The organism is Herbaspirillum sp. GW103 (assembly GCF_000261365.1).
GTDB lineage: Bacteria > Pseudomonadota > Gammaproteobacteria > Burkholderiales > Burkholderiaceae_D > Herbaspirillum.
Genome location: NZ_AJVC01000002.1, coordinates 67,224 through 88,421 on the forward strand (window position 1 = coordinate 67,224; position 21,198 = coordinate 88,421).

18 protein-coding genes are annotated in these 21,198 nt (G+C 63.2%); 9 read left to right on the top strand and 9 right to left on the bottom strand.

Annotated elements, in window-relative coordinates:
* Positions 1-46 precede the first annotated feature (46 nt).
* The 4 genes from GWL_RS01825 to map all read right to left on the bottom strand — a co-directional run bounded on the left by GWL_RS01825 (position 47) and on the right by map (position 2,912).
* Complete coding sequence (locus GWL_RS01825; RefSeq protein WP_008326055.1) at positions 47-754, bottom strand: anti-sigma factor domain-containing protein; 708 nt, start codon at positions 752-754, stop codon at positions 47-49.
* Complete coding sequence (locus GWL_RS01830) at positions 751-1,299, bottom strand: sigma-70 family RNA polymerase sigma factor (protein ID WP_008326057.1); 549 nt, start codon at positions 1,297-1,299, stop codon at positions 751-753. The genes GWL_RS01825 and GWL_RS01830 overlap by 4 nt, the downstream gene beginning before the upstream one ends.
* Positions 1,300-1,388: 89 nt before the next feature.
* Entirely contained in the window at positions 1,389-1,949 is a 561-nt protein-coding gene (locus GWL_RS01835; RefSeq protein WP_008326058.1) for a DUF3455 domain-containing protein, read from the bottom strand.
* 165 nt (positions 1,950-2,114) lie between these two features.
* Entirely contained in the window at positions 2,115-2,912 is a 798-nt protein-coding gene (map, locus tag GWL_RS01840; protein WP_034349815.1) for a type I methionyl aminopeptidase, read from the bottom strand.
* A gap of 235 nt (positions 2,913-3,147) precedes the next feature.
* Here map and GWL_RS01845 point away from each other — a divergent pair, with 235 nt between their 5' ends.
* Positions 3,148-4,059, top strand: coding sequence for a LysR substrate-binding domain-containing protein (locus GWL_RS01845; RefSeq protein WP_008326061.1), 912 nt, complete (start codon positions 3,148-3,150; stop codon positions 4,057-4,059).
* 197 nt (positions 4,060-4,256) lie between these two features.
* On the opposite strand, the gene GWL_RS01850 is transcribed toward GWL_RS01845, so the two are convergent.
* The 5 genes from GWL_RS01850 to GWL_RS01870 form a co-directional block, all read right to left on the bottom strand.
* Positions 4,257-5,429, bottom strand: a complete 1,173-nt coding sequence (locus GWL_RS01850; RefSeq protein ID WP_008326063.1) for an MFS transporter — start codon at positions 5,427-5,429, stop codon at positions 4,257-4,259.
* A gap of 319 nt (positions 5,430-5,748) precedes the next feature.
* A complete protein-coding gene (gene dgoD / locus GWL_RS01855; protein WP_008326065.1) occupies positions 5,749-6,897 on the bottom strand; it encodes a galactonate dehydratase in 1,149 nt (382 codons plus the stop codon).
* Between the two features lie 115 nt (positions 6,898-7,012).
* Positions 7,013-7,651, bottom strand: a complete 639-nt coding sequence (locus tag GWL_RS01860; RefSeq protein ID WP_008326066.1) for a 2-dehydro-3-deoxy-6-phosphogalactonate aldolase — start codon at positions 7,649-7,651, stop codon at positions 7,013-7,015.
* A gap of 43 nt (positions 7,652-7,694) precedes the next feature.
* Complete coding sequence (locus GWL_RS01865; protein ID WP_034349909.1) at positions 7,695-8,654, bottom strand: 2-dehydro-3-deoxygalactonokinase; 960 nt, start codon at positions 8,652-8,654, stop codon at positions 7,695-7,697.
* 15 nt (positions 8,655-8,669) lie between these two features.
* Positions 8,670-9,644, bottom strand: coding sequence for an aldose 1-epimerase (locus tag GWL_RS01870; RefSeq protein WP_008326071.1), 975 nt, complete (start codon positions 9,642-9,644; stop codon positions 8,670-8,672).
* Positions 9,645-10,175: 531 nt separating this feature from the next.
* Between GWL_RS01870 and GWL_RS01875 the strand changes: the two genes are divergently transcribed.
* The 8 genes from GWL_RS01875 to GWL_RS01910 all read left to right on the top strand — a co-directional run bounded on the left by GWL_RS01875 (position 10,176) and on the right by GWL_RS01910 (position 21,158).
* Positions 10,176-11,150: an ABC transporter substrate-binding protein gene (locus tag GWL_RS01875; protein ID WP_008326073.1), complete on the top strand. Its 975-nt coding sequence runs from the start codon at positions 10,176-10,178 to the stop codon at positions 11,148-11,150.
* 129 nt (positions 11,151-11,279) lie between these two features.
* Positions 11,280-12,830 carry a sugar ABC transporter ATP-binding protein gene (locus tag GWL_RS01880; protein WP_034349817.1) on the top strand — a complete coding sequence of 517 codons (1,551 nt, stop codon included), beginning with the start codon at positions 11,280-11,282 and terminating at the stop codon, positions 12,828-12,830.
* A complete protein-coding gene (locus GWL_RS01885) occupies positions 12,827-13,906 on the top strand; it encodes an ABC transporter permease (RefSeq protein ID WP_034349819.1) in 1,080 nt (359 codons plus the stop codon). Before GWL_RS01880 ends, GWL_RS01885 begins: the two co-directional genes overlap by 4 nt.
* Positions 13,903-14,925, top strand: a complete 1,023-nt coding sequence (yjfF, locus tag GWL_RS01890) for a galactofuranose ABC transporter, permease protein YjfF (RefSeq protein ID WP_008326078.1) — start codon at positions 13,903-13,905, stop codon at positions 14,923-14,925. Before GWL_RS01885 ends, yjfF begins: the two co-directional genes overlap by 4 nt.
* 218 nt (positions 14,926-15,143) lie before the next feature.
* A complete protein-coding gene (gene chvE / locus GWL_RS01895; RefSeq protein WP_008326079.1) occupies positions 15,144-16,217 on the top strand; it encodes a multiple monosaccharide ABC transporter substrate-binding protein in 1,074 nt (357 codons plus the stop codon).
* A 235-nt stretch (positions 16,218-16,452) separates the two neighbouring features.
* A complete protein-coding gene (mmsA, locus tag GWL_RS01900; RefSeq protein WP_008326081.1) occupies positions 16,453-18,009 on the top strand; it encodes a multiple monosaccharide ABC transporter ATP-binding protein in 1,557 nt (518 codons plus the stop codon).
* A gap of 83 nt (positions 18,010-18,092) precedes the next feature.
* Positions 18,093-19,304 carry a multiple monosaccharide ABC transporter permease gene (gene mmsB / locus GWL_RS01905; protein WP_008326082.1) on the top strand — a complete coding sequence of 404 codons (1,212 nt, stop codon included), beginning with the start codon at positions 18,093-18,095 and terminating at the stop codon, positions 19,302-19,304.
* 96 nt (positions 19,305-19,400) lie between these two features.
* Complete coding sequence (locus GWL_RS01910) at positions 19,401-21,158, top strand: IlvD/Edd family dehydratase (RefSeq protein WP_008326085.1); 1,758 nt, start codon at positions 19,401-19,403, stop codon at positions 21,156-21,158.
* The last annotated feature ends 40 nt before the right edge of the window (positions 21,159-21,198 follow it).

A 21,198-nucleotide genomic window follows, 5' to 3' on the forward strand; every position in this document is an offset into this window, starting at 1 on the left:
TCGCGTTGGCGAGGGATGGCTCATCTCATGCGCTATCGGGGAGAACTCAGGATGTGACCTTGACCGCGCGCCCGATGTAGAGAATGGGGCCAGTCGGACGGCCTGTGGGGGAGCCGGTTCCGGGCTCCAGCGTGATCTCGAAGAGCTGGTCCGGCTGCAGTGGCGGCAGCTTGTCCAGGGCCACTTCCTGGGTCTTGCCCGGCTTGACGAGGCCCAGCGAGACCGGTCCGTTCCAGTTGCTGCCCTTGGTCCAGAATTGCAGCGCCTTCTCCTGCGGCACCGTGGCCACGCCCAGCGGGATCAGATTGAGACGTCCGCTGCCGCCGGTCTGTACCACCCAGCCAGGCGCCTTGTCCTGGGGTGCGACCAGCACCACCATGTAAGCCGGTGCTCCGGTGGGCGGCCCGGCACGCAACATGATGACGGCCAGCAGGACCGAGCAGGCCAGCGCCGTGGCCGTACTCCAGCGCCAGAATTGCACGCTCTCCCACCAAGCGCGCCAGCCACCGCGCTGACGCACGGCTGCCGGTGCGGGCAGGCTGCGCTCGATGCGCTGCCACAGGCTGGTCGACGGCTGTACCGGCTCTGCCAGCGCGGTCAGGGGGTGCAGCTTCGCTTCCCAGTCGTCGACGGCGGCGCGCAGGGCAGGGTCCGTGGGCAAGCGCCGCTCCACCTCCTGGCGCTGCGCGTAGGGCAGCGTACCCAGCACGTACTGGGCGGCCAGCCATTGCAGATCTTCGTGTGATGCGTTCATCCGATACACTCCCGCAGCGCGGCCAGGCCACGCTTGATCCATGCCTTCACCGATCCCAGCGGGGCCTGGAGACGTTCGGCGATTTCAGCGTGGGTACAGCCATCGACATAGGCGTAGACGATGCTGGCGCGCTTGGCATCGCTCAACTGGCCCAGGCACTCGTCGAGCCGACCGAGGTCGGCTTGCCACTCGGGCGCTTCAACGGCGGGCTCGGCGCGCTCAGCCAGTTCTTCCAGGTCGTCACCGACGGCGACTTCGTGCTGCATGGCGCGGATGCGATTGAGGGCGGTATGGCGCACCACCGTATAGATCCACCCGCGTGCCGCACCGCGCGCCGGGTCGAAGCTGGCGGCGCGGTTCCAGAGGTTGAGGAAGGCGTCATGCAGGACGTCCTCGGCCAGTGCGCGATCACGCACGATGCGCAAGGCCACTCCCAGCAGAGTGCGCCCCTCGTGCTCGTAGAGCGCCCGCAATGCACGACGCTCGCCGTGCGCGCAGGCGAGCAGGGCGGCTTCATGATCGAACGAGGCGGGGACGTCAGTCACGCGAAAGCAGGCTCCGGGCGATGGTTGCCCGGCCGGAACCTCCGGCCGGGGTAAACAGGCCTTGGATTATAGCCAGGGATGAGCCCGCATCAGGATGCCTTCCAGAAAATATAGTCGGCCTGGTAGCCCACCTTCTGCTTGGCACCCGCCGAACCCATGTTGCAGCGAGCAGCCGGGGCCACGCCGCCCTTGGTGGCGACGCGCTGGATATAGGTCGTCTGCGTCATGGCGCCCATGCCGGTGGCCGGATTGGCCTTGACCAGCTGATGCGGGATATTGCCGGTGCCGGCCGGTGCGACCGCCACCTGGGCGCCCGTCACCTTGGAACCGTCGCTGCTCTCCCAGGTGGCCGGCGGGCCATAGTAACGTCCGACCTGCATGCCGCTGCGATCCTTGAGCACGGCATCCGGGCCGACGAAGCTCCACTCGAACTGGCCGGGCATGTCCTTCTTGGCGCGGCACTCGTAGAGGATCTCGCCCACGCCCACGGTCTGCAGCACGACCTTGTTGCCGGCCGGAACCTTGACGGCCTCCGGCAGGCCGTCCTGCGAATACATGGTCGACATGGGCGCGCAGGCCGCCAGCGCCACGGCAGCAGCCAGGGGCAGGGCGATACGGAGGGAACGGGAAGACAGGACGGCAGTTTGCATGATGGGCTCCTTGTTTCTTGAAAGGGATGTTGTCTCGTGCAGCCCGCCGCCGCATGCGCGACAACGGGGCTGACATGAGGTACTACCCGCGAGGAGCCGATCTGGATGCAGTAATCTGAAAATATTTTTTCCGGCCCGACAAATGCGCGTCGGGCCGGCATTGCATCAGTTGCGGGTGGCGATGGAAGGATAGTCGCCGCAGCCTTCCGGCCAGGGCGTGAGGATTTCATAGCCCTTGGCGGTGACCACCACCATGTGTTCCCACTGGGCCGACAGCGAGCCGTCGGCGGTCAGGACGGTCCAGCCGTCGTCGAGCTGGCGGGTATGGCGCTTGCCGGCGTTCAACATCGGTTCGATGGTGAAGATCATGCCTTCCTTGAGTGGCAGTCCGCTGTTGCGCTGGCCGTAGTGCAGCACTTGTGGTTCATCGTGATAGATGGTGCCGATGCCGTGGCCGCAGTATTCGCGCACTACCGAGAAGCCGTCGCGCTGCGCCACGGTCTGGATGGCGTGGCCGATATCGCCCAGGGTCGCGCCCGGGCGCACCGCGCGGATGCCCGCGCACATGGCCTCATAGGTGGTGTTGACCAGCTTGCGCGCGGTGGCGTTGGGGGAGCCGACCAAGTACATGCGGCTGCAGTCGCCGTACCAGCCATCCTTGATGACGGCCACGTCGATGTTGATGATGTCGCCATCCTTGAGCACCTGGCCACCCGGGATGCCATGGCAGATCACGTCGTTGACGGAACTGCAGATGGTCTTGGGGAAGCCGTGGTAGCCGATGTTGGCGGGGGTGGCCTGTTGCACCTTGACGATGTGGTCATGGCAGATGCGGTCCAGCTCGTCGGTGGTGACCCCGGCCTTGACGTGCTCGGCCACGATGTGCAGCACTTCGGCCGCCAGTTGCCCGGCCACGCGGGCCTGGGCGATTTCTGCGGCGGTGCGCAGCTTCACTTTTCTCATGCTTGTCTGTTCGGTGGGTGCCGCGCGGTGCGCAGCGGTCGTTCGGGCGACTATTTTAGCCGGGCTGGCAGGCGGCTGCCGCATCGCTCCGTGTTCCTGGCGATTTTTCGAGGAAGGATGCAGAATTTTTCAGACAGCGGTGCTGGCGCAGACTTGTCAGTAGAATCGATGCAAACGGCATGATTCATTCACTGCATTGATCAATCCCACAGCATCACCGACCACAACGGACTCCATGGAACTGAGGCAACTGCGCCAATTCATCGCGCTGGCAGAAGAAAAAAGTTTTACCCGGGCGGCCACGCGCTGCCATGTCGTGCAATCGGCGCTGTCGTCCTCGATCCGCCTGCTGGAAGAAGAACTGGCGGCCGCATTGTTCGTGCGCACCACGCGCCGGGTGGAGCTGACGGCGGCTGGCGAAGCCTTCCTGGAGAGCGCGCGCCGTTCGCTGGCGGCCCTGGAGCAGGGGGCTACCGACGTGGCCGACGTCAATGCCATGCGGCGCGGCCGGCTTTGCATCGGCACGGTACAGAGCCTGCCCTCCTTTGTTGATCTGCCGGCGCTGCTGGCACGTTTTCACCGTCGCCATCCGGCGGTGGAGGTGCGGCTGTGCCAGGGGGCGGCGGGCGAACTGAACGAGAAGATCGATGCCCGCCAGCTGGACCTGGCCATCCTGCCCATCGAGGAAAGCGGGGAGGGTTTGCAGCAACACATCATCGCCTGCGACGAACTGGTGCTGGCCTGCCACCCCGGCCATCGCCTGGGCAAGGCGCGTTCGGTGACGCTGGAACAACTGGCCGGCGAGGGTTTCGTCGATTTTGAAACCGGGTTGGGCACGCGTGCGCTGGTCGATCGCGGTTTTGCCGAAGCGGGCCTGCGGCGTCGTGTGGCCTTTGAGGTGAGTGACCTGGTGACCTTGCTGGATCTGGTCGGGCATGGGCTGGGCGTGGCGCTGTTGCCGCGCGACCTGGTGCGCTCGCGGCGGGGCAAGCTGGCTTGCATCAAGCTGCGCGGGGTGGAGTTGTGCTGGGAACTGGTGGTTACGCACAAAGCGGCGGCCCGCAATGGCGTGCTGGTGCTCGATGCGGCACCGGCGGCGTTTCTGGCCTTGTTGATGGAGCAGGCGCAGGCCCGGGAAAAAAGCTGAATCAGCGGCCCGGCAGGATTGCGCCCCGCTCGGCGCGGCATGTTGGATGACCGGCCCGCGTCCTCGAACAAGGCCGCATGACAACGCGGCACTACCATCAGCACGCGATGTCCTGCGCTTGGGTGGTTTCAGGGCGATATGAAGACAGCTTCAGGTGGGGGCGCCACCGTAGCCGGTTTCCGTCGCCCCTGTGGGCGTCAGATGAAGCGTTTGACCGCCCGAGGCCCGAACAGTGCCACCACCATCATTACCAGCGCCACCCCCACGAAGCTCACCCGCAGCCCCAGGTGCTCGGCCACGCCACCGATGCACACCGGCCCCAGCAGCATGCCGACGTAGGCAAAGCGTGCCACGGCGGCGATGCTTTCGGCGGCGGGCATGCCCGGCACGCGGGCCGCTGCCAGGAAGAAGATCGGCATCAGGTTGGCAATCCCCAGTCCGGCCAGCAGCAGCCCGGCCATGGTCGCCAGCGGGGTCGGCAAGGTCGCCGCCAATGCGATGCCGGCAGCACCCGCCACGCCGCTCCAGAGCAAGGTACGCAGGCCGCCGATGCGGGCGCGGATGCGGTCGCCCGTCAGGCGCCCGGCGGCCATGCCGGTAGAAAACGCGGCGTAGCTGTAGCTGACCCAGGCGGCGGGCGACTGGGCGATGTCGCGCATGTATACCGCAGCCCAGTCATACATGCCGCCCTCGCACATGAGCGCCAGGAAGGAGATCATGCCCAGCACCAGCACCATGCGGCGGGCCGACCTGTCGCTGCCGGGCGTGGCTGCCGTTTCGTCATGGGCATCGTCAGGCAGGGCGAAGGGGCCGATGGACAAGGCCACCGACAGCGTCACCACTGCCACCAGCCCGGCATGGGCCAGCGGCGACAGGCCGGGCAGGGCGCCCAGGGCCGAACCGGCGATACCACCGATGCTGAACATGGCATGCAGGGTGGACATGATGGGCCGGCTGCGGCGACCTTCCACCAACGCGGCCTGGACCGACATCGCGACGTCAAAAGCCGCCATGGCGCTGCCGAACACCAGCAGCAGCGCCACCAGCATCCAGAACTGCGGCGCCAGCGGAATCAGCAGCAGCGTGGCCGCGTAGAGGATGCCGGCCTGGCGCAAGGCGCGCGCGCTGCCCACTCGCGCAATCCATTTGCCGGACTGGCCCATGGTCAGCAGGGCTCCCCCGGCCACGGCCAGCATGGCCAGCGACAACACCGCGTCCGACAGGGCGAAGCGATCCTTCACCGAGGGAATCAGGATGCCCCAGGTGGCGAAGGTGGCACCATTGACGAAGAACTGCGCCATGGTGGCGCGGGTGGCGTGGCGGATGCGGTGTGGTTCGCAAGCGGGTGCGGATGAGCTGCCTGAAAGCATGGAGAGGTCTGGCGAAAGTCAAAGAGCGTCACTGTGCCAGTTTTTGATTCATTCGTTAAATGGATTATTCAGATCGGCTTGATCGATTCCACAGATGAATGTGGTGGCTCTCGCCGCAGCGCAGTAGGGCGTGCCGCGCCGGATTTCACTGGAAAGGGCACTTTCAGCGTTTGCTGAAACCCCTCAATCTGGTGAAATGGCACACCGTATTCTTGTCGAACACAAGCTGCCTCCAGCCTCAAGGTACGCAAAAAAACCCGGCCAGCTTGCGCCGGACCGGGTTGAGGGACTACCGAGGAGGAGGTTTCGGCTTATCGCTTTACCATTCGGCAAAGCTGCCATCCTTGTGGCGCCAGATCGGGTTGCGCCAGCGGTGGCCGACTTCGGCGCGCTGACGGACATATTCTTCATTGATCTCGATGCCCAGGCCCGGGCCTTGCGGGATCTTGACGTAGCCGTCTTCATACGCGAACACGTTCTTGTCGCGGATGTAGTCCAGCAGGTCATTGCTTTCGTTGTAGTGGATGCCCAGGCTCTGCTCCTGGATGAAGGCGTTGTAGCTGCCGGCATCGACCTGCAGGCAGGACGCCAGTGCGATCGGGCCCAGCGGGCAGTGCAGCGCCAGCGCCACGTCGTAGGCTTCGGCCATCATGGCGATCTTGCGGGTCTCGGTGATGCCGCCGGCGTGCGAGACGTCGGGCTGGATGATGTCCACGTAACCCTCGGAGAGGATGCGCTTGAAGTCCCAGCGCGAATACAGACGCTCGCCCAGCGCGATCGGGGTCGAGGTCAGGTGGGCGATTTCCTTCAGGGCTTCCGAGTTCTCCGACAGCACCGGCTCTTCGATGAACATCAGCTTGTACGGCTCCAGTTCCTTGATCAGGACCTTGGCCATGGGCTTGTGCACGCGGCCATGGAAGTCCACGCCGATGCCCACGTTCGGGCCCACCGCTTCACGCACGGCTTGCACATTGGCCAGGGTCAGTTCGATCTTGTCGTGGCTGTCGATGAATTGCAGTTCTTCGGTGCCGTTCATCTTCACGGCGGTGAAACCGCGCGCCACCGCGTTCTTGGCCGCAGCAGCGGTATCGGCCGGCCGGTCGCCGCCGATCCAGGAATACACGCGAATCGAGTTGCGCACCGCGCCACCGAGCAACTGGTGCACCGGTACGCCCAGGGCCTTGCCCTTGATGTCCCACAGGGCCTGGTCGATGCCGGCCAGGGCGCTCATGTGGATGGCACCGCCACGATAGAAACCGCCGCGATAGAGCACGGTCCAGTGGTCCTCGATGTTGCGCGGGTCCTTGCCGACCAGGTAGTCGGCCAGTTCGTCCACGGCAGCGGCCACGCTGTGCGCGCGGCCTTCCACGATGGGCTCACCCCAGCCGACGATACCTTCGTCGGTCTCGATCTTGAGGAAGCACCAGCGCGGGGGCACGATGAAGGTGGAGATCGTGGTGATTTTCATTGTTCTGTCCGGTTATGCGTTTAATCTGTTGTGCAGATGAATGATCGCCATGCGATCGGTGACGACGATGTATGTCCTGTATGTCTTGTATGTCTTGTATGTCTTGTGAGCGAAATCAGCCCAGCGCCTGCCAGGCGGCCACGAAGGCCTGCGCGCGCGAACGCACGGCATCGGCGCTCAGGCCCGGGGTGTAGAGCGCAGAACCCAGGCCGAAGCCGGAGGCACCCGCCGCGCGGAACACGGCCATGCCTTCGGGGGTGATGCCACCCACGGGCAGCAGGGCGATGTCGCGGGCGATCACGGCACGCCAGGCCTTGACCACCTGCGGGCCCAGCTGCTCAGCCGGGAACATCTTGAGCACATCGGCCCCATTGTCCAAGGCCGCAAAGGCCTCGGTCACGGTGGCCACGCCCGGGGCGCTGTAGAGGCCAGCCTCGCGCGCCGCACGGATCACGGCGCCATCGCTGTGCGGCATGACGATCAACTCACCCCCGGCATCCTTGACCTCCTGCACCTGGGTCGGTTTCAAGACGGTGCCGGCACCGACGATGCAGTCGGCCGGCAGGCTCTTGCGCAGGATGCTGATGCTGGCCAGCGGTGCGGGCGAATTGAGCGGGACTTCGATGATGCGAAAGCCGCTCTCGTAGAGGGCAGCGCCGATGGCTTGGGCTTCCTCATTGCGCACACCGCGCAGGATGGCGATCATGCCGGTACTGCGCAGGGCGTCGTGGAATCGTTGGGAGTGGGTGGTCATGGTCTTTTTCGTGATGCGGGGTACGTTGTGCAGTGAGGGGCGATCAGGCCAGCAGACCGGCGTGCTGCGCCAGTATCCACAGGCCCGTTTCGGTGGCGGCGTCGGCCTGGCTGGCCGGGCCCAGTCCATACAGGTCCAGGGCCAGCTGGTAGCGGCGGCACAGGCCGGGGTCGCCGATGAGGACGATGTCCGGGGTGGACGGATACAGGCGCTTGAGTGCGGCGATCTCGTGGCCGATCAACAGGCCTGACAGGTAGTCCGGCTGCGCCTCGGCCGCCAGCGCGCCGGTCAGGCCCAGGGTACGGCTGCTGAAGATGTTGGACAGTACGCCGCTCTGGCCCTGCTCGCTCTTTGCCACACCGGCACCGCGCAGAAAGGCTTCGTCGTCGGCCACCTCGGGCTTGTGCATGGTGCGTCCGAGAATGGTGTGGGCACACAGGGCGCCATAGACTTCGCCGGTCATGAAGGTGTCGAAATGCGCGATGCGTCCCTCAAGCACGCGCACCCACTTGGAATGCGTGCCGGGCAGGCCGATCAGCAGTTCGCGCTCCTGGCGGGTTTGCAGGGCACCGATGACCTGGGTCTCTTCGCCGCGCATGACGTTGGGTAGCGTCCCCTGTTCCAGCAGGCCCGGCACGATCCACAGAGGGCGACCCAGACCGGTATCGACTTCGGTCAGCTGGCGGCCGATCAGCGCGGGGGCCAGCGGTACGTTCAGGTAGGCGGCTTCGCGCCAGCCCTGCTTGCTGCCGACCATGCCGGCGGCAATCAGAGGAGCGGCGGGGGCCGCCTTGAGCCAGTCTGCGCAGGCTGCTTCCAGCGCCGCGCGGTAGGGTGCCTGGGCATCTTCGCCATGGCCGACGGCTGGCAGGTTCATGATGCCCCACGGATGGGCGCGGCGCTCGACCACCTGGCCGCTGCCATCGAAACGATAGCAGCGCAGCGAGGAGGTCCCCCAGTCTAGGGCGATCAGGGCACAGTCTTGATTCAATTCCTGGTTCATCTTCATGAGGGCGCGTCAGCGCGCAAGGCTCGTTTGTCGGGGAGTGCCCTGCACCGGGTCCTGGGCGATCTCGCAGACCGTGAAGCGGGTCAGCAGTACCATGTCCTCACCCGGGGCCAGGGCGATCAGGCCGGGTTGCTTGGGCAGGTGGAAGGCATCGATGGGATGCGTGACCGGCTCCAGGCAGAAATACGGCAGGCCATTGGGGCGGAACATCAGCACATAGCCGCTGCGATCCGTGGTGTGCATCTGCAGGCGCAGGCCGCGCGTGGGATCTTCGATCATGGCCAGGCCATCCCAGCCCTCGAAGCAATTGTCGATCAGGCCGCCCTGCAGCGATGCGGCGCGGTTGTAGTCCCAGTCGGCCGGCAGTTCACGCGAGAAAGCCGTCGGGATGCGATCCGGTCCCGACAGCCACACCCCGCGCGAGCGGAATTGCAGGCGGGTTTGTGCGTCATGCAGGAAATACGGATGCAGGCCCAGACCGTAGGGCAGGGTCTCGTCGCCGGTGTTGGTCACGCGCAGTTCGATTTCCAGCGCATTCTCGCGCAGGGTCAGCACCTGGCGCGCACGATAGACATAAGGGTTGCCGTCACAGCGATCCGAGTCCAGTTCCAGGGTCATGCGGTCCTCGGCCTGGGCCACGATGGACCACGCCTGACGCCAGCTGTCGCCGTGGATGGGATAGGGTTCGCCGGCGCGGTTGGGTGCCAGCGGGTAATGCTTGCCGTTGAACTCGAAGCCGCCGCCGGTGATGCGATTGGACCAGGGCAGCAGCGGGAAGCACGCGGTCGCGTACAGTTTGGCCGGGTCGGCACTCCAAGGGCGCAGCAGCGGCAGCCACTTGCGCTCACGCTGCCATTCCCAGCCGGCCAGTGCGCCGCCTAGCGCTGGCAGCACGTGCAGACGCTGGCGCCCCGATTGCAGGGTATGGATTTCCGGCAGCCCCTGGGCGCCTGCGGGTTGGGCATCGCTTGCTCGGGATGGCATGGTGTCTCGTATCTTGTTATGGAGTGCTGCGTGCATCGTCGGCACAGGGACGCGTTGTCCAACGCGTCGTCCCTCTTGGGGCTGTCTGAAGTCGTCGGCAGGAAGAGGGAGTCGGTTCACGTGGGTTCGCGCCCGGTCTTCATGCAGTGCGCTTCAAAAAAAATCTGGCTGATCCTATCACTGCACTCCGATAGGGAATAATGAAAAAAACATCGCAAACGATATCAAAAATGCGCGCCGCATGCCGGCAAGCAAAACGACCGGGCTGCGTGCCCCGGTACGCCTCACGAAGAGACCGGTTGCTTCCAACGATGTGCGAAACGATATCGAGAAACATTAAAAATTCATTGGATACGGATTGGTCGCTTGCCTAATATTGAGCGCGAATCAAGGGCGATCAGGGCTGTCCGCGATTCCAACCGCACCGCGCCGCTTCCAATTCATACCTACAAATCAAACGCATTGCGGCGCAGCGCACCCCACGCATAGAAAAAAGGGAAGTCCACAATTCCCTGCCAACGGAGACTGACAATGAACTCGAAGAGAAGAGCGCTTCTGGGCGCAGCCATTTGCATGAGCCTGGGCAGCAGCGCCGTGAGCTTCTCGGCCTTTGCCGCCGACAAACCACTGACCATGGGCTTCTCGCAGGTGGGTGCCGAAAGTGAATGGCGCACCGCCAATACCGTTTCGATCAAGGAGGCCGCCAAGGCGGCCGGTGTCAACCTGAAATTCGCCGACGCCCAGCAGAAGCAGGAAAACCAGGTCAAGGCGATCCGCTCCTTCATCGCGCAAAAGGTCGACGTGATCGCCTTCTCCCCGGTGGTGGAATCGGGCTGGGAAACCGTGCTGCGTGAGGCCAAGGCTGCCAAGATCCCGGTGATCCTGACCGACCGCGCCGTCAATGTCAGCGACAAGTCGCTCTATGTCACCTTCATCGGTTCGGACTTCGTGGAGGAAGGCCGTCGCGCCGGCCGCTGGCTGCTGGAGAAGGCCAAGTCCATGCCGGCCGGTGATATCAACATCGTGGAATTGCAGGGTACCGTGGGTTCGGCCCCGGCCATCGATCGCAAGGCTGGCTTCGAAGAAGTCATCAAGAGCGAACCGCGCCTGAAGATCATCCGTTCGCAGACCGGCGACTTCACCCGCGCCAAGGGCAAGGAAGTGATGGAAGCCTTCCTCAAGGCCGAGGGCAAGAAGATCAATGTGCTCTTCGCCCACAACGACGACATGGCCATCGGCGCCATCCAGGCCATCGAAGAGGCAGGTCTCAAGCCCGGCAAGGACATCACCATCATCTCCATCGATGGCGTCAAGGGCGCCTTCGAAGCCATGATGGCCGGCAAGCTCAATGTGACCGTGGAATGCAGCCCGCTGCTGGGCCCGCAACTGATGCAGGTGGCCAAGGACATCAAGGCAGGCAAGGAAGTCCCCAAGCGCATCACCACCGTGGAAGGCGTTTTCCCGGCCGAAGTGGCCGCCAAGGAATTCCCCAACCGCAAGTACTGATCGCGGCATGACGGCCCGACGCGCGCACTGGAGCTTCCAGGGCGCGCGCCGTGCTGGTTTGGCCTGATGCCGGGCGCTGCTTGCGCAGCGTCCCTGCATCGGGGTTCCGATGGTTCTGATGGAGTTGCGATGACGATGTCTGTCGGGACGCAGGCGCGTCCCATGCTGGAATTGAGCGGTATCCACAAGGCATTTGCGGGCGTGAAGGCGCTCACCGATGTCGGCTTGCGGCTGTTCCCGGGGGAAGTCCATACCCTGATGGGACAGAATGGCGCAGGCAAGTCCACGCTGATCAAGGTGCTCACCGGCGTGCACGAACCCGATCAAGGCAGGATTGAACTGGATGGCCGTGCCATTGCGCCGGCCTCCACCCTGGAGGCGCAGTCGCTGGGCATCAGCACGGTCTATCAGGAAGTCAACCTGTGTCCCAACCTGTCGGTGGCGGAGAATATCTTCGTGGGCCGCTATCCGCGCCGCTTCGGGCGCATCGACTGGAAAAGCGTACATGCGCAATCCAGGCAGCTGCTGCAGCAGTTGCAGATCGATATCGATGTGGGCGCGCAATTGTCGTCCTATCCGCTGGCGATCCAGCAGATGGTGGCAATCTCTCGCGCCCTCTCGGTTTCGGCCAAGGTATTGATCCTGGATGAACCGACTTCCAGTCTTGATGATGCCGAGGTCCAGCAACTGTTCAAGGTGCTGCGCCGCCTGCGCGAACAGGGCATGGCGATTCTCTTCGTCACGCACTTCCTGGACCAGACTTATGACATATCGGATCGCATCACCGTACTGCGCAATGGCGTGCGCGAGGGCGAGTATCTGGTTGCTGACCTGTCGCGACTGGAGCTGGTCAACAAGATGGTGGGCGTGAGCGCGGTCGATCATCGTCAGGTCGACGCCGGTGCCGAGGCCCTGGCCTCGGAACTGTCCGGCGATGAATCCGGCAAGGGCGAGGTCTTTCTGCAGGCCGATGGCTTTGGCCGCCACGGCGTACTGGCCCCGCAGGATCTGGAATTGCGGCGCGGTGAAGTGTTCGGTCTGTGCGGTCTGCTCGGTTCAGGGCGGACCGAGATGGCGCGCCTGCTGTTCGGTGCCGACCGCGCCGATTGCGGAGAACTGCGCGTCGAGGGCCGCAGCGTGAAGTTCAACGTGCCGCGCGATGCGATTGCGGCGGGCATCGGTTTTTGTTCGGAAGACCGCAAGAAGGAAGGTGCGATCCTCGAATTGTCCGTGCGCGAGAACATCATCCTGGCGTTGCAGGCAAGCCAGGGTCTGTTCCGGGTGCTGCCGCGCAAGCGCCAGAACCAGATCGCATCAGATTACGTCAAGTGGCTGGGCATCAAGACCGCCGACCTGGAAACCCCCATCGGCCTGCTCTCCGGCGGCAACCAGCAGAAAGCCTTGCTGGCGCGCTGGCTGGCCACCGATCCGGGCATGTTGATCCTGGATGAACCCACGCGCGGCATCGACGTGCGCGCCAAGCAGGAGATCATGGATTTCGTCATCGCCATGTGTCGCAAGGGCAAGGCTATTCTTTTCATTTCCTCGGAAATCCCCGAGGTCCTGCGCTGCAGCGACCGTATGCTGGTGCTGCGCGACCGCCGTGCCTGCGGCCAGTATCGGCGCGGCGAGCTCGACGAGCAGTCGGTCTTGCAGGTAATCGCGGGAGAGGCCGCATGAGTGCATCCATGGATTCCAAACTCATTCCCGACAGCGCCGCCACCGGCAGCGCGCCGGTCTTCGCGGTACTGCTGCGTCATCCGCTGATGCGTCCGCTGGCGGCGCTGGCCTTGCTGCTGCTGATCGATTTTCTGATGGTGCCCGGCTTCTTCCGGCTGGAGATCAAGGATGGCCACCTCTATGGCGCGGTCATCGACATCATCAACCGCGCCGCACCGCTGATGCTGGCGGCGCTGGGCATGACCCTGGTCATCGCCACGCGCGGCGTCGATATCTCGGTGGGGGCGGTAGTGGCCATCTCCGGTGCGGTCGCGGCCGTTCTCATCGGCGGCAAGATGGTGGTGGTCAATGGCGTCCCGGAATACGTCAGCAACGTGCCGATGGTGTGGGCACTGTGCGCGGCGATGGCGGCGGCGCTGCTGTGTGGCGCATGGAACGGCCTGCTGGTGGCCGGTCTCGGGCTGCAACCCATCATCGCCACGCTGATCCTGATGGTGGCCGGACGCGGGCTGGCGCAGTTGTTTACGGATGGTCAGATCGTGACGGTGTATTACAAGCCCTTCTTCTTCCTGGGGGGCGGCTATCTGTTCGGACTGCCGTTCTCGCTCTATATCGCCGCGGCCATGTTCCTGCTGCTGGCGCTGTTGATGAAGAAGACTGCGCTGGGCCTGTTCATCCAGTCGGTCGGCATCAATCCGGTGGCCTCGCGCCTGGCCGGTATCCGTACCGCTGCGCTGATCTTCTTTGTCTACATGTTCTGCAGCGCCTGTGCCGGGCTGGCCGGACTGATGATCGCCTCCAACATCAAGAGTGCCGACGCCAACAACGCCGGCCTGTTGCTGGAGCTCGATGCGATCCTCGCCGTCACCCTGGGCGGCACGTCGCTGGCCGGGGGCAAGTTCAGCCTGGTGGGCAGCGTCATCGGCGCGCTCATCATCCAGACGCTGACCTATACGATCTATTCGCTGGGCGTGCCGCCTGAAGTCAATATGGTGGTCAAGTCCATCGTGGTGTTCCTGGTCTGCCTGTCGCAGTCGCCGGAGTTCCGCCGCATGTTGAGGATGTCCAAATCATGATGCCTGTTTCTTTCTTGCGGCGTGCTTCGCACGCGCCGTGGTTCACGTCCATGGTCACGGTGGTGTTGCTGGTGCTCATGCTGGTAGTCGGGGCAATGGGCTATGATGGTTTCCTGTCGCCCCAGGTGATGCTCAATCTCTTGATCGACAATGCCTTCCTCTTGGTGGTGGCCATCGGCATGACCTTCGTCATCCTCTCCGGCGGCATCGATCTCTCGGTCGGCTCGGTGCTGGCACTGACCACGATGGTGGCGGCTTTCCTGCTGCAGAACTGGCACTGGCCGCCGCTGCTGGTGATGGCTGCCGTGTTGCTCATGGGCGCCGGCTTTGGCGCGGCCATGGGGGCGCTGATCCATTACTTCCGGCTGCAAGCCTTCATCGTCACGCTGGCCGGGATGTTCCTGGCGCGCGGGCTGTGCTACCTCATCAGCATCAATTCCATCACCATCGATGATCCGTTGTTCGTCACGTTGTCGCAGACGCGGATCGAGTTCGCCGGTCTGTTCATTTCTCCCAGCGTGGTCATCGCGTTGCTGGTGCTGGCCGTGGCGATCTGGATGGCACATGGCACCCGCTTCGGTCGTGCCGTCTATGCCATCGGTGGCAGCGAGCAGTCAGCTCTTCTGATGGGCTTGCCGGTGGGACGCACCAAGGTTCTGGTGTATGCCTTCAGCGGCTTCTGCGCATCGGTGGCCGGCTTGCTGTTTTCCTTCTACATGCTCTCGGGATACGGGCTGCATGCACAAGGTGTGGAGCTCGATGCGATTGCGGCCGTGGTCATCGGCGGGACCCTGCTCACCGGCGGCTATGGTTACGTGGCCGGAACACTGACCGGCGTACTCATCCTTGGCGTGATCCAGACCCTCATTGCCTTCGATGGCAGCCTCAGTTCCTGGTGGACCAGGATCTTCATCGGCGCGCTGTTGTTCGTCTTTTGTGTCGCACAGCGCGTCATTTCTCTGGGAGCCCTGCGCGGCAAACCGGCCGGATCGGCGAAAGCCGCGCCAGCCGGGGCTTAGGCGGGATTTTTTAAGCTTAATTAAGATAACTTTACATAGAGGGAGTTATACCGAAAAACATATCCATTACGCTCAAAAAATCATTAGAAATGTATTGGTAAAGCAATTAATGTAGAGCCCGCAAAACAGTTGCTCTGCATGACATTCATCAGAAATAGCGGCGCTGTTTTAGATAACTACAACACGCCATTCCAACAATGAGACTGGAGACTCGAAGCATGAAAATCAAATCCGTATTGAGCGGTATCGCCCTCGGCCTGGGTGTGACCCTGATGTCCATCAGCGCACAGGTGAGCGCGCAGAGCAAGGCACTGGTCGGTGTGGCCATGCCCACCAAGTCTTCGGCCCGCTGGATTGCCGACGGCAACAACATGGTCAAGGTCCTCAAGGAAAAGGGCTACCAGACCGACCTGCAATACGCCGAAGACGACATCCCCAACCAGCTGTCCCAGATTGAGAACATGCTGACCAAGGGCGCCAAGGTGCTGGTGATCGCCGCCATCGACGGCACCACCCTGACCGACGTGCTGCAGAAGGCCGCCGACAAGGGCGTCAAGGTCATCGCCTATGACCGCCTGATCCGTGGTTCCAAGAACGTCGACTACTACGCCACCTTCGACAACTTCCAGGTCGGCGTGCTGCAGGCGCAGTCGCTGGAAAAGGCTCTGGGCCTGAAGGAAGGCAAGGGCCCGTTCAACATCGAACTGTTCGGCGGTTCCTCGGACGACAACAACGCCTTCTTCTTCTACAACGGCGCCATGTCGGTCCTGAAGCCCTACATCGACAGCGGCAAGCTGGTGGTGCGTTCCAAGCAGATGGGCATGGACAAGGTCGCGACCCTGCGCTGGGATCCGGCAACCGCCCAGGCCCGTATGGACAACCTGCTGTCGGCCTACTACACCAATGCCAAGGTCAACGCCGTGCTGTCCCCGTATGACGGCCTGTCCATCGGTATCCTGTCCTCGCTGCGCGGCGTGGGCTACGGTACTCCGCAACAGCCGTTCCCGTATGTCTCGGGTCAGGATGCCGAAATTCCTTCGGTCAAGTCCATCATCCGTGGCGAGCAGTATTCCACCATCTTCAAGGACACCCGCGAACTGGCCAAGGTCACCGTCGGTATGGTCGATGCACTCATGGGCGGCAAGCAGCCCCAGATCAACGATACCAAGACCTACAACAACGGCGTGAAGGTCGTGCCGTCCTACCTGTTGAAGCCGGTCGTGGTCGACAAGTCGAACTGGAAGCAGGTCCTGGTGGGCAGCGGCTACTACACCGAAGCGCAACTGAAGTAATCGTTTGAGGTAATACGCGGGCGGCAGCGTCAATGATGCTGCCGCCCGTGGCAAGAGCGTGTCACCGCCGTACCCGACAAGAACAACAAGCAGAAGCAGGCAAGAAGAACAGCATGGTCCCGCTCTGTGCGGGACTAATTCTTTCAGCGTTGCGCTTGCCCCCGTGCAACGCAAACGAGACAGGCAAGTCCGGCTACGTCACCCACGCAAGACCGGCAAAAGAGAGGTCAGCATCATGAGCAACATTCTGGAAATGCGCGGCATCGAAAAGAGCTTCCCGGGTGTGAAGGCGTTGAACAACGTCAACCTGGCAGTGCGCGAAGGCGAGATCCATGCGATCGTCGGCGAGAACGGCGCCGGCAAATCCACGCTGATGAAGGTGCTTTCGGGTGTGTACCCGCACGGCAGCTATTCCGGCGACATCGTCTACAAAGGTGAGGTGCGTGCCTTCAAGGATATTCGCGACAGCGAACACCTGGGCATCATCATCATCCACCAGGAGCTGGCCCTGGTGCCTCTGCTGTCGGTGATGGAAAACCTGTTCCTGGGCAACGAGCAAGCCAGTGGCGGCGTCATCGACTGGGAGCACTCCTACGTGCGCGCCAAGGAACTGCTGGCCAAGGTCGGCCTGAAGGAGTCACCCCTGACCAAGGTCGGCGACCTGGGCGTGGGCAAGCAGCAACTCATCGAAATCGCCAAGGCGCTCTCCAAGGAAGTCAAGCTGCTGATCCTGGACGAGCCCACTGCCAGCCTCAATGAAAGCGACTCCGATGCCCTGCTGGAACTGCTGCTGGAACTCAAGCGCCAGGGCATTGCCTCGATCCTCATTTCGCACAAGCTCAACGAAATTTCCAAGGTCGCCGATTCCATCACGGTGCTGCGCGATGGCACCACCGTTGACACCTTCGACTGCCGTGCCGAGCCCATCAGCGAAGACCGCATCATCCAGCACATGGTGGGCCGCGAGATGGCCGACCGCTATCCGCAGCGCGATCCACAGATCGGCGAGGTCATCTTCGAAGTGCGCGACTGGCGTGTACACCACCCGCTGCACTCGGATCGCCTGGCCATCAAGGACGTCAACATGACCGTGCGCGCCGGCGAGATCGTCGGTATTGCCGGGCTCATGGGCGCCGGTCGTACCGAACTGGCCAAGAGCATCTTTGGCCGTGCCTACGGCAAGAAGATTACCGGCCAGGCCTTCCTGCATGGCAAGGAAGTGGACCTGTCCACCATCGAGAAGGCCATCGCCAAGGGCATCGCCTACGTCACCGAAGACCGCAAGGGTGATGGTCTGGTGCTGGAAGAAGACATCAAGAAGAACATCTCGCTGGCCAACCTGGGCGGCGTGGCCGAGCGCACCGTCATCGACGAGGCGCGCGAGTACAAGATCGCGGCCGATTTCAAGCAACAGATGCGCATCCGCTGTTCCAGCGTGCTGCAGAAAGTGGTCAACCTCTCCGGCGGCAATCAGCAGAAGGTGGTGCTGTCGAAGTGGCTGTTCTCGCAGCCGGAAGTGCTGATCCTGGATGAACCCACGCGCGGCATCGACGTGGGCGCCAAGTTCGAGATCTACAACATCATCAGCAAGCTGGCCGCCGAGGGCAAGTGCATCATCATGATCTCGTCGGAAATGCCGGAACTGCTGGGCATGTGCGACCGCATCTACGTGATGAACGAAGGCCAGTTCGTGGGCCACCTGCCCAAGGCCGAAGCGACCCAGGAAAGCATCATGCGCGCCATCATGCGCAACAAGCGCATCGATGACCCGGGCCTGTCCCAGGCTGCCTGAACGCAAACCATCAAGCCGGAGCCAAACCGGCGGCAACACCCATAAAGTCCATCAAGACCAGAGAGCACCCGAGGAGCAAGACAATGGAGAGCATTGACATGAGCAAGAAACCGGCCGTCGCCAGCGGCGCCGTCGAGAAGAAGGACTACGGCAGCTTCCTGAAGAACAACATGCGCGAATACGGCATGCTGATGTCACTGGTGGCCATCATGGCCTTCTTCCAGATCATGACCGACGGCACGCTGATGCGTCCGCTGAACCTGACCAATCTGGTCCTGCAGAACAGCTACATCGTCATCATGGCGCTGGGCATGCTGATGGTGATCGTGGCCGGCCACATCGACCTGTCGGTGGGCTCGGTGGTGGGTCTGATCGGCGCACTGGCTGCGGTGCTGATGGTGAACTACGGCTGGGGCTTCGTGCCGGCCTCCATCGTCTGCCTGATTGCCGGTGGCCTGATCGGCGCGGCGCAGGGTTACTGGATCGCCTACTTCAAGATTCCGTCCTTCATCGTCACCCTGGCCGGCATGCTGGTCTTCAAGGGCATGGCACTGGCGCTGCTGCAGGGTCAATCCCTGGGCCCCTTCCCGCAGACCTTCCAGATGCTGTCCTCGGGCTTCATTCCCGAGCTGACCGGCAGCACCACCTTCCGTACCACCTCGCTGGTGGTGGGCGTGGTCGCGGCCGTGGTGCTGATCCTGGTCAAGCTGCATGGCCGCCGCAAACAGACCAAGCACGGTATGGAAGATGAACCGGCGGCGTTCTTCCTGCTCAAGAATGGCGTCTTCGCTGCGGCCATCATCGCCTTCAGCTACCTGCTGTCGACCTATCGCGGCATGCCCAACGTGCTCATCATCATGTTCGCGCTGATGGTCTTCTACACCTTTGTCACCAGCCGCACCACCCTGGGCCGCCGTGTCTATGCCGTGGGCGGCAACGAGAAGGCGGCCAAGCTGTCGGGTATCAAGACCGAACGCGTGTCCTTCTTCACCTTCGTCAACATGGGCGTGCTGGCGGCACTGGCCGGTCTGATCTTCGCGGCACGTCTGAACACCGCCACTCCCAAGGCTGGCCTGGGCTTCGAGCTGGACGTGATCGCGGCCTGCTTCATTGGCGGCGCATCGGCCTCGGGCGGCGTGGGCAAGGTCATGGGCGCAGTCATCGGCGCCTTCATCATGGGCGTGATGAACAACGGCATGTCCATCATGGGCATCGGCATCGACTACCAGCAGATGATCAAGGGCCTGGTCCTGCTGATGGCCGTGTGCTTCGACGTCTACAACAAGAACAAGTAATCCGGATCAAGCAAGGCGGGCCTGGCGCCCGCCTTTTGCATTCGGCAGCAAGCGGTTTTCCAGATCCTTCGTTTTCTGTCATTCAGGAATTCAACAATGAGTAGCGACAAAAAAGACAAGAGCCGCACCCTGCGCTCGGCCGGCTGGTTCGGTACCGCCGACAAGAACGGTTTCATGTACCGCAGCTGGATGAAGAACCAGGGCATCCCCGACCACGAGTTCCAGGGCAAGCCAGTCATCGGCATCTGCAACACCTGGTCGGAACTGACGCCCTGCAATGCCCACTTCCGCAAGATCGCCGAACATGTGCGCCGCGGCATCATCGAAGCCGGTGGCTTCCCGGTGGAGTTCCCGGTGTTCTCCAACGGCGAATCCAACCTGCGCCCCACCGCCATGCTGACCCGCAACCTGGCCAGCATGGACGTGGAAGAGTCGATCCGTGGCAATCCCATCGACGCCGTGGTGCTGCTGACCGGCTGCGACAAGACCACCCCGGCCCTGCTGATGGGCGCGGCCAGCTGTGACGTGCCGGCCATCGTCGTGACCGGTGGTCCGATGTTGAACGGCAAGCACCAGGGCCGTGACATCGGGTCGGGCACCGTGGTCTGGCAGTTGTCGGAACAGGTCAAGGCCGGTGAAATCACCATCCACGACTTCATGGCCGCCGAAGCGGGCATGTCGCGTTCGGCCGGTACCTGCAACACCATGGGCACCGCCTCGACCATGGCCTGCATGGCCGAGTCGCTGGGCGTGTCGCTGCCGCACAATGCGGCGATCCCCGCCGTCGATGCGCGCCGCTATGTTCTCGCGCACCTCTCCGGCATGCGCATCGTCGACATGGTCTGGGAAGGCCTGACCCTGTCCAAGATCCTGACCCGCAAGGCTTTCGAGAATGCCATCCGCACCAATGCCGCCATCGGCGGCTCCACCAATGCGGTGATCCACCTCAAGGCCATCGCCGGCCGCATCGGCGTGGATCTGGAACTGGAAGACTGGACCCGCATCGGACGTGGCACCCCGACCATCGTCGATCTGCAACCCTCCGGTCGCTACCTGATGGAAGAGTTCTACTATGCCGGCGGCCTGCCTGCCGTGTTGCGCCGCCTGGGCGAAGCCGACCTGCTGCCGCACAAGGATGCCCTGACCGTCAACGGCCAGACCATGTGGGACAACGTCAAGGACGCCCCGATCTACAACGATGAAGTGGTGCGCCCGCTGGCCAAGCCGCTCATCGAAGACGGCGGCATCTGCATCCTGCGCGGCAACCTGGCGCCGCGCGGTGCGGTCCTGAAGCCCTCGGCAGCCACCCCTGAACTGATGAAGCATCGCGGCCGTGCGGTGGTCTTCGAGGACTTCGCTCATTACAAGGAACGCATCAACGATCCCGATCTGGACGTCGATGCCAGCTGCGTGCTGGTGATGAAGAACGTCGGTCCCAAGGGTTACCCCGGCATGGCCGAAGTGGGCAACATGGGCTTGCCGCCCAAGGTTCTGGCCACCGGCGTGAAGGATATGGTCCGCATTTCGGACGCGCGCATGAGCGGCACCGCCTATGGCACCGTGATCCTGCACGTGGCGCCGGAAGCCGCCGCCGGCGGCCCGCTGGGCATCGTCCAGGATGGCGACTTCATCGAGCTGGATGCCTACGCAGGCAAGCTGCAGCTGGACATCAGCGAGGAAGAGATGCAGCGCCGCCTGGCCGAGCGCGCCAAGCTGCTGGCCGAACGCAAGCCCGAGATGGTCGGCGGCTACCAGTCCCTGTATGTGGACCGCGTGCTGCAGGCTGACGAAGGTTGCGACTTCGACTTCCTGGTCGGCTGCCGTGGTGCTGCCGTGCCCAAGCATTCGCACTGATCTTCCTCCCCTCATCGTGATGCCGGTGTCGCGCCTTGTG